General features: G+C 30.8%; 14 protein-coding genes. 3 read left to right on the forward strand and 11 right to left on the reverse strand.

The window, feature by feature from the left end; translation table 11 throughout:
• Positions 1 to 78 precede the first annotated feature (78 nt).
• A complete protein-coding gene (gene lpxK, locus ACYX4H_RS09465; RefSeq protein WP_476236019.1) occupies positions 79 to 1,086 on the forward strand; it encodes a tetraacyldisaccharide 4'-kinase in 1,008 nt (335 codons plus the stop codon).
• Here lpxK and ACYX4H_RS09470 read toward each other — a convergent pair.
• From ACYX4H_RS09470 to ACYX4H_RS09500, 7 genes are all read right to left on the reverse strand, one after another.
• A complete protein-coding gene (locus ACYX4H_RS09470) occupies positions 1,073 to 3,280 on the reverse strand; it encodes an ATP-binding protein (protein WP_475294284.1) in 2,208 nt (735 codons plus the stop codon). The genes lpxK and ACYX4H_RS09470 overlap by 14 nt on opposite strands.
• 65 nt (positions 3,281 to 3,345) lie before the next feature.
• Complete coding sequence (gene gap, locus ACYX4H_RS09475) at positions 3,346 to 4,362, reverse strand: type I glyceraldehyde-3-phosphate dehydrogenase (RefSeq protein ID WP_476236020.1); 1,017 nt, start codon at positions 4,360 to 4,362, stop codon at positions 3,346 to 3,348.
• A 6-nt stretch (positions 4,363 to 4,368) separates the two neighbouring features.
• A complete protein-coding gene (gene lipA / locus ACYX4H_RS09480; protein WP_475294282.1) occupies positions 4,369 to 5,247 on the reverse strand; it encodes a lipoyl synthase in 879 nt (292 codons plus the stop codon).
• Between the two features lie 47 nt (positions 5,248 to 5,294).
• Positions 5,295 to 6,539 carry an NRAMP family divalent metal transporter gene (locus ACYX4H_RS09485; protein WP_476236021.1) on the reverse strand — a complete coding sequence of 415 codons (1,245 nt, stop codon included), beginning with the start codon at positions 6,537 to 6,539 and terminating at the stop codon, positions 5,295 to 5,297.
• Positions 6,536 to 7,084 (reverse strand): RNA polymerase sigma factor, encoded by a 549-nt coding sequence (locus ACYX4H_RS09490; RefSeq protein WP_475294280.1) that lies wholly within the window; start codon positions 7,082 to 7,084, stop codon positions 6,536 to 6,538. The genes ACYX4H_RS09485 and ACYX4H_RS09490 overlap by 4 nt, the downstream gene beginning before the upstream one ends.
• Positions 7,075 to 8,187: a glycosyltransferase gene (locus ACYX4H_RS09495; RefSeq protein WP_476236022.1), complete on the reverse strand. Its 1,113-nt coding sequence runs from the start codon at positions 8,185 to 8,187 to the stop codon at positions 7,075 to 7,077. The genes ACYX4H_RS09490 and ACYX4H_RS09495 overlap by 10 nt, the downstream gene beginning before the upstream one ends.
• A gap of 5 nt (positions 8,188 to 8,192) precedes the next feature.
• The gene (locus ACYX4H_RS09500; RefSeq protein ID WP_475294278.1) at positions 8,193 to 8,396 is read right to left on the reverse strand and encodes a membrane or secreted protein; all 204 of its coding nucleotides are present in this window, start codon (positions 8,394 to 8,396) and stop codon (positions 8,193 to 8,195) included.
• Positions 8,397 to 8,529: 133 nt separating this feature from the next.
• Here ACYX4H_RS09500 and ACYX4H_RS09505 point away from each other — a divergent pair, with 133 nt between their 5' ends.
• Positions 8,530 to 9,363: a mechanosensitive ion channel family protein gene (locus ACYX4H_RS09505; protein WP_475294277.1), complete on the forward strand. Its 834-nt coding sequence runs from the start codon at positions 8,530 to 8,532 to the stop codon at positions 9,361 to 9,363.
• 77 nt (positions 9,364 to 9,440) lie between these two features.
• Here the strand turns inward: ACYX4H_RS09505 and ACYX4H_RS09510 are convergent, their stop codons facing one another.
• Genes ACYX4H_RS09510 through ACYX4H_RS09525 form a run of 4 tightly spaced genes read right to left on the reverse strand, consistent with a single transcriptional unit; the run spans position 9,441 to position 13,030 of the window.
• The gene (locus ACYX4H_RS09510; protein WP_476236023.1) at positions 9,441 to 10,229 is read right to left on the reverse strand and encodes an anti-sigma factor domain-containing protein; all 789 of its coding nucleotides are present in this window, start codon (positions 10,227 to 10,229) and stop codon (positions 9,441 to 9,443) included.
• A 12-nt stretch (positions 10,230 to 10,241) separates the two neighbouring features.
• Positions 10,242 to 10,772 (reverse strand): RNA polymerase sigma factor, encoded by a 531-nt coding sequence (locus tag ACYX4H_RS09515; protein ID WP_476236024.1) that lies wholly within the window; start codon positions 10,770 to 10,772, stop codon positions 10,242 to 10,244.
• Between the two features lie 54 nt (positions 10,773 to 10,826).
• A complete protein-coding gene (gene murB / locus ACYX4H_RS09520; RefSeq protein WP_476236025.1) occupies positions 10,827 to 11,840 on the reverse strand; it encodes a UDP-N-acetylmuramate dehydrogenase in 1,014 nt (337 codons plus the stop codon).
• Positions 11,840 to 13,030: a pyridoxal phosphate-dependent aminotransferase gene (locus ACYX4H_RS09525; protein ID WP_476236026.1), complete on the reverse strand. Its 1,191-nt coding sequence runs from the start codon at positions 13,028 to 13,030 to the stop codon at positions 11,840 to 11,842. The genes murB and ACYX4H_RS09525 overlap by 1 nt, the downstream gene beginning before the upstream one ends.
• A gap of 126 nt (positions 13,031 to 13,156) precedes the next feature.
• On the opposite strand from ACYX4H_RS09525, the gene ACYX4H_RS09530 reads away from it, so the two are divergent.
• Entirely contained in the window at positions 13,157 to 14,482 is a 1,326-nt protein-coding gene (locus ACYX4H_RS09530; RefSeq protein WP_476236027.1) for a retropepsin-like aspartic protease, read from the forward strand.
• Positions 14,483 to 14,522: the final 40 nt, after the last annotated feature.

Here is a 14,522-nt window from a genome sequence, read left to right on the forward strand (position 1 = left end):
CTTTATAAAGCAATTCGCCAAAGTTAACAGCCTTGTTATGTTGCAAAGCACAATTATTTTAATATTGAATACCGTTACATGAAAATAGTGAGATACATTTTATTACCCATTGTGCCTGTTTACTATGTAATTACTTGGCTTAGAAATAAGCTTTATGATTTTGGTGTAAAAACATCAACTGCATATACTAATCCTATTATTTGCGTTGGAAATTTAAGTGTTGGTGGCACTGGTAAAACCCCAATGATAGAGTATTTAATTTCTATTTTGAAAAACCATTATACAGTAGCCACATTGAGCAGAGGTTACAAACGAAAAACAAAAGGTTTTGTTTTGGCAGACTGTACAAGTAATGCCGAAACTATTGGAGATGAACCTTTTCAGTTTTACCATAAATACAAAGACGATGTTTTGGTGGCGGTTGATGCTAACCGAAATAATGGTATTAAAAATTTATTACTTCATAAAAATAAGCCTGAAGTTATTTTGCTAGATGATGCTTTTCAGCATAGAAAAGTTAAAGCGGGTTTTAATATTTTGTTAACCACCTATGCTAATCCGTATTTTAATGACATTGTTTTACCAACGGGTAATTTACGCGAGCCTAAAAGTGGTGCTAAAAGGGCAAATATTATTATTGTAACTAAAAGCCCAGAAAATTTAACAGAAGCAAATAAAAGGCAGTATTTAAATAAAATAAAGCCCAAACCTTACCAAAGCGTATTTTTTAGTAGTATTGACTATGCCAATTCAGTATACACTGCGAAAACTAGTAAATATCTTGACAGTTTTGAGCAGTTTACTTTGGTTACAGGTATAGCAAACGCTACACCTTTAGTGAGTTTTTTAAATAAGAAGGGATTGAAATTTAAGCACTTAAACTTTAAAGATCATTATGATTTTACAAAAAGTGATGTTGAAAATTTAAATAAAGAAACCGTAATTATTACTACAGAAAAAGATTTTATGCGTTTAAAACAATATGAAATTTTAAAAGATAAATTGTTTTATTTACCAATTACAATAACTTTAAATGATGCTAATACGTTTAATAATTTAGTTGAAAATTATATTAAGAAGCAGTAGCCGAGGTGTTTTCTTGTTTAGCAGCTAAAGCATTAAATAGTTTTTTCTCAAACTCTTCTTGCTTAAATGGTTTAGGAATTATATCTGTAAAGCCTGCATCTTCAAATTCTTGCATTTTATCTTCAATAGTAACCGCTGTAAGGGCAAATATGGTAAGTTCTTTATCAAATGTGCGTACTATTTTTGTAGCCTCAATACCGCTAATTCCTGGCATGTGTATATCCATTAAAATTATGTTGTAATTGTTGGCTTTAATCATGTCTACAGCATCTTCGCCATTATCAACAATATCACAATTTAAAGACATTTTGGTAAGTATTTTTTTAGTGATCATTTGGTTTATTTTGTTGTCTTCAACCACTAAAATTTTAACCTTTGTAAGGTCTAATTTTTCTTTTTTCTTTTCAAAGAATGATTGTTTTTCTTCCTCTTCTTCTTTAACTTCAGTGTATTCTAAAGGAATATCAAAGAAAAATGTTGTGCCTTCACCTAACTCACTTTTCACATGAATTTCACCTTTTAAAATATCAATTAAACCTTTAACAATAGATAAGCCTAAGCCTGTACCACCATATTTACGGTTTATTTGAATAGAGCCTTGGTTAAAGCTTTCAAACATATTGTCTTGTTTTTCTTGGCTAATACCAATACCATTATCTTCAACTTCAAACCTAAGAGTGTACATTTTGTCTTTTACTTCCATTTGGTAAACCCTTATCCAAATATCACCATCTTTAGTGAATTTTATTGAGTTACCAATAAGGTTAATAAGTATTTGCGATATTTTAATTTGGTCTGCAATAAAGTTTTCAGGTAAGTTTTTATCAAACTCAAAGTGCACTTGTACGTTATTATCCTCGGCCGAATTGTTAAGTGCTAAAATAATATTGTTTATTTTTTTCTTTAGGTTGAAAGGCTCTGTTTCAAGCTCTACTTTATTGGCTTCAATTTTATTAATTTGAAGAATATCATTAATGAAAGTTAACAGATAATCTCCTGAAAATTTTAACGATTTTAAATGCTGAATTTGCTCTGGCTTTGGGTTTTCTTCTAAAAGCATGTTACTTAAACCAGTTACAGCATAGAGTGGTGTACGTAACTCATGTGTAACTGTTGATAGGAAATTAGCTTTGGTTCTTGATGCTAATTCAGCTCTTTCTTTAGCAATAATAAGTTCTCCATTTTTTTTATGAAGCATATTATTTGTTTTTAACCTTATGTTATTGTTTTTGTATAAAGACAAGGTTAAAAGTGATAAAATAGTAATTAATGCAACACTTAAAATAGATATTAGAGTTCTAACACCATCATCTTCTTCTTCTTCAATTGCTTGCGCCTCTAGTTCTTTAATTCTATCATTTTTTTCATTCAAAAGAAACTGGGCTTCTTGTACTTTTGTTGAGCTTAAGCGTGTTAAATTTCTAATAGAATCTGAAAGTACAAGGTGGTTATTTAAATAGTTTCTACTTAATTTATAATTACCAACAGTATTGTGTAAATTACTTAATGTTAAATATGCATCATTTAAAATTGAAGTGTAATTGTAGTGTTTTGCAATTTGCAAACCTTCGTTTGCTAACTGTAATGCTTTTTGGTTATCGCCTAATTTACTGTAAACAATAGCGTGATTTACAAGACCTTCACTTAAGATTTTAGGTGTATTTGTTTTTTTTGCAATAGCTGTAGACTGCTCAATTAAAGCACGGGCTTTACTGTAATTTTTTAAAGTAATATAGGTTTTGCCTTCTAAGAGTAAAGTTTGGGCAACGCCAATTTCATCATCTTCTTGTTCAAATAAATTTTTAGCAGATTTGAAATAATCTGTAGCTTGGTTATAATCATTTTTACTAATGTAAACTTCGGCAAGTGCTTGGTAGGCTTCAGCTAAATTGGCATCATCTTTATTTTCTCTATGTACTCTTATAGCTTCTGTTAAAGATTTTATGGCATTATCTTGTTCTTCTATAATTAATTGTAGTTTGCCAATTATGGTATAAATAACCCCAATACTTTTTTTGTTCTTGTGTTTTTCAGCAAGATTAAGGGCTTCATCTAAATTTTTTTGTGCCTCGCGATAATTGAACGTTTCTAAATGGTTATTAGCTTGTTCAATATGGTGATTAATGCTATTTTGTGCAAGTTCTGGGTCTTCATCAATACTTATTTGAGACCACCCGAAAACACTTGTTAACATTAATAATACGAGAGTATAATGCTTAAGTTGGGACATTTCATTTCATTATATAATGACAAATATAATTATTTTATCGATAAAGAACACATTTTTTCCGATAAATTGCAAATTAAATCTATAATTCTTTTAGAATAGCCACTTTCATTGTCATACCAACCTATTATTTTTACCATATTACCTATTACTGATGTCATTTGAGCATCAAAAATACAAGAATGGGTATTGCCAATAATATCTATGGAAACTATTGGGTCTTCGGTATATTCTAAAATTTCTTTATAGTTTGTGTTAGCGGCTTCTTTAAAGGCATTATTTATGTCGTTTATAGTAACGGTTCTTTTTACATTAAACGTAATATCTGTTAATGAGCCATTAATAACAGGTACGCGTATGCCACAACCGCCAATAACGCTAGATAGCGTTGGGAAAATTTTTGTTAAAGCTTTGGCTGCACCCGTTGTTGTAGGCACTATTGATTGAGCAGCAGCACGTGAGCGCCTTAAATCACGGTGTGGTTGGTCATGCAAACTTTGGTCTGTTGTGTATGAATGTACTGTAGTTATGTAGGCTTGGTCAATGCCACATAAATTATTTACAATATCAATCATAGGTGCAGCATTGTTTGTGGTGCATGATGCGTTTGATACTATGGTTTCGCTACCATCAATTGATTGATCATTTACGCCTAAAACAATGGTTTTAATATCGTCTTCTAGCGGCGGAACACTTAATATAACTTTTTTTGCACCGTTAGAGATATGATGTTGTAAATCTAATTTTGTTTTAAATTTACCAGTAGATTCAATTACAAAATCTACATTGTACGGTAGCCAATTTATGTTTTTTGGATGTTTTTCAGATAAAAGCGGAATATGCGTGTTATTTACAATTATTCCATTTTCATCATAAGTAATTGTGCCATTAAAAATACCATGAATACTATCGTATTTTAATAAATGACTAAGCGTTTTAGCATCGGCCAAATCATTTATAGCAACAACTTTTATAGTGTTATGGTTTTGAAGAAGTCTAAAAACACGCCTGCCAATTCTACCAAAACCATTAATTGCAACAGTAATCATTCTATTTTAATTAATATGTTTTTGTGCTCTATAAGAAGAACGCACAAGTGCACTACTTTCAACATGGCGAAACCCTAAGCTCAATCCAATTTCTTCGTATTCTTTAAATTGATCTGGGTTTATAAACTGTTTAACAGGTAAATGTTTTTTACTTGGTTGTAGGTATTGGCCAATTGTAACAACATCAACATCATTTTCTTTTAAATCGTGTAGTGTTTCAATAACTTCTTCTCTAGTTTCACCCAAACCAAGCATAATACCAGATTTTGTACGTCTTTGTCCGGCTTTTTTTAGGTATTTAAGCACACCCATACTTCGGTCATATTGCGCTTGTATACGTACTTCGCGTGTTAAACGTCTTACTGTTTCAATATTATGCGAAACTACTTCAGGAGCTACATCAACAATTCTATCAATATGTTGTTCAATACCTTGAAAATCTGGGATTAAAGTTTCCATTGTTGTTTCAGGGTTCATGCGTCTTACAGCTTTAACAGTTTCGGCCCACATAATGCTTCCCATATCTTTTAAATCATCTCTATCAACACTTGTTAAAACTGCGTGTTTAATTTTCATTAATTTAATAGAGCGTGCCACTTTTTCGGGTTCATCCCAATCAACGGTTTCTGGTCTGCCTGTTTTAACACCACAAAAACCGCAAGAGCGTGTACAAATGTTGCCTAAAATCATGAAGGTAGCGGTACCTTCACCCCAACACTCGCCCATATTAGGGCAACTGCCTGATGTGCAAATGGTATTAAGTTTATATTTATCTACAAGGCCTCTTAACTCTGTGTATTTTTTTCCAGTTGGAAGTTTAACACGTAACCATTTTGGTTTAGGTTGTCTTTCGGGTAATATATTAGATAATGTTTCTTTTTGCATAGTAAAAAAATGAAAAAACAAAGATACGAAGTATTCTTTACAAAAAGCTATAATGTGGTGAGATACCAAATGCTAAAACCTATTAAAAATATAATACCACACCAGCTTAAAATACGTAAGCTTTTATTTGGGTGCCATTGTTTTGGTGTGTGCTTGCTAGTTATTAATTTATAATTAATTATGGCATAAAAAGGAGCGGTTATAAATGATAATACGGTGGCTATTTTTATAAGCAAACCCATTTCTGAAGCTAAGAATAAAAAAATGAAAATAGTGCCAATAAAAAGTAGTATAATCCAGAAATTATAGTTTTTTAAGGTTTTGTTTGTGAAAAGAAGTTGACTGGTTTTAGCCATGGTTCTGGGTGATGCATCTAAAGTAGTTAGGGTGGTGCTAAACATGGTTGTAAATGCAGCAATGGCAATTATAATATATGCCCAATTACCTAAAGTATTTGCATACATATTTATTAATTGGTTAGCAAATTTACTAGCAGAATTACTAAAAGTTTCGCCACTATTAAACATAACTAACGCGCCTAAAAGTAAAAAACCAAAGCCTAAAATTAGTGTACATATGTAGCCAATATTAAAATCGAATAATGCCAATTTTACGTTAACCTTACCAACTTCTCGTTGTTTTTCTACAGCCCAAAGAGATTGCCATACAGATACATCTAAGGGGGCAGGCATCCACCCCATAAAAGCAATTAAAAACGTAATTTCAATAGTGTTTTTTGGTAAAACCTGATTGAAAGATATTGGTGCGTTTGTTGTGTTTAAAGCAATACTAACAGCAGCAATAGTACTTATTGTTAGGGTAATTATAATTATTTTCATTAGTCGGTCTAATAATTTGTATTTACCTACAATGAGTAAAAAGAAACAAACTATTAAAACTATAATGGTCCAAGTTTCAATACTACTAACAGTTTTATTTCCAATGCTAAAAGCGCTAAAATTTCCAAACAAATTTGAAGCTAAACCAGCAGTTACAATGGTTACGGCTGTTTGAATGGTAAACATAGTAGCCATATTTAATGTGTAGTAAGTTATTAAAACGCCTTTGCCTAATTGTTTATAACCATCAAGTAAACTTTTGCCAGTTGCAGCTACATAACGAGGGCCAAATTGAAAAAACGGATACTTAAAAATATTTACAAGCGCCAAAGCCCAAAGTAAGCCCAATCCAAAATTTGCACCAGCTCTGGTTGATTGTACCAAATGAGAAACACCTATAGCGGCACCGGCAAATAAAATTCCCGGACCTAAGTTTTTAAGTTTAAAAATCATGGTGTTTTTTTAATAACCTCGGCAAGTAACTTTTTTGCACGTAACAATTTTACTTTTACGTTGTTAATAGGTTCTTTAAGCTCTTCGGAAATTTCTTTGTAACTAAGCTCTTGAAAATAACGCAGGTTAATAACCTTTTGGTAATGCGGTTTTAGTTTTTTTATATCCTTTAGAAGTTTTGATAAGTTTTGTTCTGTAATGAGTTTATCTTCAGCAGAAGGAGATTCATCTAAAATTTGATAAACAGATTTATCATCATTTGAAATAACTTGCGAAATTGATGTTTTTTTCTTTCTAATTAAATCAATATGAATGTTTTTTGAAATGGTAATTAGCCAAGTTTTAAACGTGTAATTTTCATCAAAAGTTTCAATTCTATCAAATGCTCTAGAAAATGTTCTAATAGCAATATCTTCGGCATCATTTTCATTTTGAATGCGTTTTAGCTGAAATCCATAAACATCATCCCAGAAGGTATCAAGTAGAAAATTAAACGCTTTTTGGTCGTTAGCTTTAGCGCGTTTAATAGCTTCGTTTATTTCCAATGGTTAGGTTTTGAAATAATATTGTTTATAAATATAGTTAATTGCATTGTAACTAAAAAAACTTCTAAAACCGGAAGTAAAATGATAAGATCTTTTTCTAGTAATTTTTTTGCTGAAGCGCCATAAACAAAATACATAATTATAAATCTAATTAAAAAGAGCGTTAAAACTATTTGCCAATTATAAGTAATTGCTAATAAAATTGTGGATAAAACCCAAAATAGTAGGGTAGTAGAGTATATTAAAGCAAGTAGTATTTTATGAATTGTTTTATAATGCTTAGCGGTTGATATGTGTCTCCTTTTCTGTTTAAACCAAGTTTTAAAGCTAGTTTTAGGTACAGATTTGGTGAAACTTTCTTTGGTAAAACAAATGGCTGTGTTTTTTTTTGTAGCTACTTGGTTAACAAACAAGTCATCATCACCAGAGCGCACTTTTATGTGGTTTATAAAACCATTGGCTTTAAAAAAAGCAGCTTTGGTATATGCTAAATTACGGCCAACACCCATGTATGGCAAGCCTATTTTTGCAAATGAAAAGTATTGAATAGCTGTTACTAAAGTTTCAAACCTAATGAGCTTATTTAAAAATGATTTTTTTATCCTTTTGTAAGCACCGTAACCCAAAACTATTTGTGTGCTTTCATTAAAATGAGCTGTCATTTCTTGTATCCAGTTGTTTGTAACTGGTTTGCAATCGGCATCAGTAAACAATAAATAATCATGTTTTGATGCTTTTATGCCTAATGTAAGCGCATATTTTTTGTTGCCCCAAAAGGCTTCAACATTTTTTACGTTTACAATTTTTATGTTGTTATGTTGGCTTGCAAAATGCTCAATAACATCTAAAGTATCATCTTTTGAAGCATCATTTATGAGTACTATTTCAAAATCTGGATAATTTTGATGTATTACAGAAGGAAGAAATTGCTTTAAATTTTCAGCTTCGTTTTTTGCACAAATTATTACTGAAACCGGAAAGGTTTTATGCGTATTGTTTTGAGTTTTTAAATATGAAAAGCGGCTAAAAATTAGCGTATAAAAAATAACTTGAATAGAAACTATAGCAATAAATGCATAGTAAATAACATCAAGTATTATCATATAAATTATGAGTGTTGAGGTTCGCTACAGTCTGCGAATTGATCTGGTGTTTTTCCGCAAAAACCACAAGCTTCACCGTCTTTATTTAGCATAGGGTTTTGGCTTGCACAAGTTCCAGCAAATTTGCCATCTTTTTTGGCCCATATTTTTATGGCTATACCTGCTACAGCTAAAGCCAAAATACCAGTTGTAATTAAAAAAAGTTTCATGCTTAAATTTTGTACAAAGATACATATAGAAAACAAACTATTCTAACTTTTTTTTGTTTTGATTTTGTGACTTTATTAAAAAAAAGTGTCAGATAATATGTATAAATATTACTAACCAATAAATAAAATTATCATGGAACAAATTTCAGAATCTTTACAAAGTTTTTTCTCATCTATATCTTCAGGTTTAGGTGATTGGGGTTTAAAATTAATAGGTGCTATAGCAGCATTAATAATAGGGCTTTACGTTATTAGAATAGCAATGAAGGCGCTATCAAAATTGTTTGATGTAAAAAAGATTGATGGAACATTACAACCTTTTTTACTAACCACCATTGGGTTTATTTTAAAATTATTACTAATAATATCTATAGCAGGTATTGTTGGTGTGCCAATTGCATCATTTGCTGCTATTTTAGCTGGTGTTGGTGTTGCCATTGGAGCTGCATTTAATGGCTCATTGGGCCATATAGCTTCTGGTATTATGTTATTAATTTTTAGACCTTTTAGAGTGGGCGATTTAATAAAAACCAATGGTGCGTTTGGTTTTGTTAAAGAAATATCAGTATTTGTTACGGTTATTGAAACATTTCAAAATGAAACTGAAATTATACCAAACTCTTCAATTACAGCTAACAAAATTACTAATTTAACTAAGGTAGGTAATTTACGTGTAGATATGCCTTTTGCTATTAGATACGGGGCCGATATTAATAAAGCTAAACAAATAGTTTTAGATGTACTAAATAATGATGAAAATGTGCTAAAAGATGAAAAATTAAAAGCTAGAGTTGCCGTAAATAACTTAGGCGAAAATAGTGTAGAGCTTTTAGCATTGCCTTATGTTAACTGTGAAAACTATTGGGATGTTTATTGGGATACGCGCCAAAATATAGTTGAAGCTTTAGGTAAAGCTAATTATGAAGCACCATTGCCACAACGCGTTGTTACAATGGTTAACAAATAAATAATAATTATTAAGCATAAAAAAAGGTTGTTTTTTAATAAAACAACCTTTTTTTATTTACTGAAATTTTTAAAACTCTATTGCAAACTAATTTCGGCAACTTTGTTTTCTAACGATGCTATTTTATTACCACCTTTATGTTCAATAGTTATTTTTAGTGCTAAAGCATCTTCGGCGTAAGGTATAGACATTAATTTTCTATCGGCTTCATTTAAAATACCTAGGCTTACCATTTTATCTTGTACTTCGGCCCAAATTTGGTAACATTGCTCTTCTGGTAATTCTGGTAAAGATACCACATCAATCATTGATGTTTTTTCTTTTGGGTTTATGTAAGCAACTGTTTTTAAATCTTTAGCACGATCATTACCATTAATAATGTATTTTGCAGTTTCAGGATTGTTAAGTTTTAACAATTGGCGCATTACATCATCTAAAGCTTTGCGGTTTTTTTCAATATCGCCTCTTAAATCAAAAATTTCTTCATCTACAACAACGGTATCTTGTCGTAATTTTTGTGTCTGATCATAAAAGTAAATAGATGTACCAGCAAAAATAAAGGCAGCTATACTAGCGGCTACACTAAATTTATACCATTTTTTATATTTGCTAGTGCTGTTTAATTTAACAACAGGAGCATCATCTAATTCATCTAAAATATTATTTAAAATATGTTTAGGAGCCTCTACAGCATTGGTTTTAGCAATTATTTCTAAGTTTTGCTGTAAGGTGTTGTAAGCATTCTGTACTTCTGGATATTTTTCAATATAAGTTTCAACCATTTCAGTGTTAGCTGAAGTGGTTTCACCTATTAGATATTTTTCTAAAAGGCCAGAATTTAAGAATGTTGAAATCTTTTCATTCATGACTTTCTTTAGTTAAGGGTTATAAATTTTTTTTAGTTCTCGTAATCCTATTTTTAATCTGGATTTTATAGTACCCAGCGGAATATTTAATTCTTCACTGGCTTCTTGCTGCGTCATACCCTCAAAAAACAGGGCGTTTATTACAATTTGATATTTTTCTTCAAGAGTGCCTAGGTGTTTTTTTAAATCTAAAACATCTTGATTTATGCTATCGGCTGTATATGTATATACGACAGATGTATCAATTTGGACTTCATTACCGCTTTTGTTTTTTTGCGATCTTACTTTATCAATTGCGGTATTGTAAGCAATTCTATATAACCAAGTAAAAAGTTTGGCTTTACTGGCGTCATATTTCTTGGCATAACGCCAAATTTTAACAAAACTTTCCTGAAGCACATCTTGTGCTGTTTCATCATCTGATATTATCTTTTTAATAACACCAAACAGCGCATCGGCATAGTTTTCATAAAGCAAAGAAATAGCTTTTTTATTGCCTGCTTTTAGTAGAGACACTATTTCTTTTTCAATAGGAGATGTCAATGTATATAATGTTTGTTAAAATTAATATTCCAAAGGTAACATTTACTTTTTAAATTATAATATGTTTACTTCGGCTTCAATTGAAATATTAAATAATCGTTTTACTGTTTCTTGTATTGTTTTTGATAACTTTAAAATATCACTACCCTTAGCATTGCCATAATTAACAAGTACTAAGGCTTGCTTATTGTGTACACCATAATTGCCAAAGCGTTTGCCTTTAAAGCCTGCTTGCTCAATTAACCAACCCGCAGGTACTTTTACTTGTGTACTAGAAATTGGGTAACTTGGTATGTTTTCAAAATTGCTTTTTAGTGTGTTAAAATGTGTTGCTGAAATAACGGGGTTTTTAAAAAAACTACCGCTATTACCAATTATTTTAGGGTTTGGTAATTTACTTTCGCGAATAGAAATTACTGCTTTTGAAACATCTTGTATGGTTGGGTTTTTAATACCCATATTTTCAAGTTCTGAAGTTATTGCACCATAATTTATGTGTAAAGTGTGGTGTTTTTTTGTGAGTTTAAAGGTAACATTAGTAATTACATAGTTGCCTTTTTCTTCTTGTTTAAAAACCGAATTGCGGTAACCAAAATTACAAGCCTCTTTACTAAAAGTTTTAGTGGTTTGGTTTTTAATTGAAATAGCTTCGCATGAAACAAAAACATCTTTTAATTCAACACCGTAAGCGCCAATATTTTGTATAGGTGCTGTGCCAACATTACCTGGTATTAATGATAGGTTTTCAATACCGCCATAATTATTGTTTAAGCACCAAAGCACAAACGTATGCCAGTTAGTACCAGCATTTGCTTTTATGGTTACAAAATTGTCGTCTTCAGTAACAACTTCAATACCTTTAATATTTACATGAATTACTAAACCATCAAAATTTTTGGTTAGTAGCATATTACTACCGCCACCAAGTAATAATTTGTTTGGGTAGTTTTCTAGTTTTAAAACATCAATAAGCGCTTTAGTACTTGTAACAGATGTAAAGTATTTTGCATTTACATCTATACCAAATGTGTTGTAATGTTTTAAAGATATGTTTTGTTGTATGTGCACTAGTTGTTGTAAACTTTTAAAGCTTCTTTTATAATATTTACAGCTTTTACTAAACTTCTTCTGTTAAGTACGTAAGCAATTCTTATTTGGTTTTTTCCAAGACCTGCTGATGAGTAAAAACCACTTGCAGGAGCTACCATAACCGTTTCGTTATCTACATCAAAATGTTCTAAAAGCCATTGGGCAAAATGATCTGAATCTTTTACAGGTAATTCTGCAATACAATAAAAAGCACCTTTTGGTGTAGATACTCTTATGCCTTCAATTTTATGCAATTCTTCAATAAGTGTGTTGCGCCTTTTAATATATTTATTTTTTACATCTTCAAAATAACTTTGTGGTGTGCCTAATGCGGCTTCACTTGCTATTTGTGCGTAAGTTGGTGGGCTCAACCTTGCTTGGGCAAATTTTAAAACGGTATGCCTAACGGTTTCATTGCGTGTAACTAAACAACCAACTCTGGCACCACACATACTGTAACGTTTAGATACTGAATCTATCATTATAGTATGTTCATTTAAACCTTCTAATTCTAAAATAGAGTAGTGTGAATTTCCATCATAAGTAAATTCACGATATACTTCATCTGAAATTAAAAATAAATCATGGCGCTTAACAATATCGGCTAATTGCTTAATTTCTTTTTCAGAATATAAACAACCTGTAGGGTTTCCTGGGTTGCAAATCATTATAGCCTTTGTTTTAGGCGTAATTAATTTTTCAAATTCTTCAATAGCAGGAAGCGCAAAATTATCATCAATATTAGAAACAATTGGCACAACTTTTACACTTGCCGAAGTTGCAAAGGCAATGTAGTTTGCATAAAAAGGTTCGCAGATAATGACTTCGTCATCAACATCCATAATACTGCCAAAAATAAAAGCAATGGCTTCACTGGCTCCTGTGGTAACAACAATGTCTTGGTTGGTAACCTTTATATTGTGTTGGCTGTAATAATTGGCTAGTTTATTTCTATAAGTTTCTGAGCCTTCAGAACGTGAATATGATAAAATTTCAACATCGTTTTCTTTTACAGCCTTTAAGGCAACTTCAGGTGTTTTAATATCTGGTTGCCCAATATTTAGGTGATATATATGTTTACCGTTTTTTATAGCTTTTTCAGCAAACGGTACAAGTTTTCTAATTGGTGATTCTGGCATTAACTGCCCTTTTTTAGATATTTTTGGCATCTAATTTTAAATTTAGTGTGCAAATTTGAGAAATTTTTATTAAAAAGAAGAGTGAAAGTACTAGACTATTTAAAAGATTTGTAAATTGATAGTATGATTGTTAGGTACTTTTTAAATAAAAAATGCTTGCTTTTTTTCTGTTTAATTAATGTTTTTGCTGTTGGTTTGTTTGCACAAAGTAAATTTATTATTCAAAATAAAAAGCAATCTGATAAAATACGTTTCAAATTAATACACAATTTAATTGTTGTACCTGTTGAAGTTAACGGTGTAGAATTATCGTTTATTTTAGATACCGGTGTTAGTAAACCTATAATTTTTAATTTTTTAAACGGAGCCGATACTTTAAAAGTTAAAAATACCGAAACACTTTTTTTACGTGGTTTAGGTGATGGAGCTCCGGTTGAGGCCTTAAAATCTTCAAATAATATTTTCAAAATTGGTGAAGCCATTAATATAGACCAGAATTTGTTTGCCATTTTTGGATTAGAAATAAATTTTGCATCAAGATTGGGCATACCAATTCATGGTATTATTGGGTTAGATCTGTTTAAAGATTTTATTGTTGAAATTAATTACAGAGCTAAACACATTAGGTTATTTGAGCCTAATACTTATAACTATAAAACATGCAAAAAATGCGAACGTTTTAATTTAGAATTTTATAATGATAAGCCATACATAAATGCCCATGTAAATATTCAAAATAAAAAAATACCCGTTAAACTTTTAATAGATTCTGGTGGAAGTGATAGTTTATGGTTGTTTGAAGATGATACTATGGGAATACAATCTGGTAACGCATTTTTTAGAGATTTTTTAGGGCATGGGTTAAGTGGTAGTGTTTATGGAAAACGTACTAAGGTTGATACTTTTTATTTAAAAAATTTTAAATTGAAAAATGCTAATGTAGCCTATCCTGATGCTACTTCAATAGCTTTTGCTAAACGCGTAAAAGAAAGAAATGGTAGTATTGCTGGAAATATTTTAAAGCGTTTTAATGTTATTGTAGATTATAAAAACTCATTGCTAACGCTTAAAAAAAATGCCAATTTTAAAGATGAGTTTAGATATAATAAAAGCGGTATAGAGTTGGCACACAGCGGTGTTAGGTTTGTTAAAGAATATGATAATACCTCTTTTAAATACAAAGAAAATAGAGGATTAAGTAAAGCTAGCGATGGCGTTAATGTTGTTTTAAATAAAACTTACCGTATGGCGCTAAAACCAGCTTATGCTATTGTTGAGCTTCGGGAAAATTCACCAGCAAAAAAAGTAGGATTACAAAAAGGCGATGTTATTTTAGCAATAAATGGTAAAACTACGCATCAATTAAAACTACAACAAATAATGCATTTGTTTTATGGCAATACAGGGAAACTCATAAAATTAAAAGTTGAAAGAGGTAATACAGTTTTAAGTTTTAATTTTAGGTTAGAAAAGCCTTATTAATAAAAAAGGCCTAAACCATAAGTTTAAGCCTTTAACTTAT

It is taken from the genome of Seonamhaeicola sp. ABD4_340 (assembly GCF_056312135.1).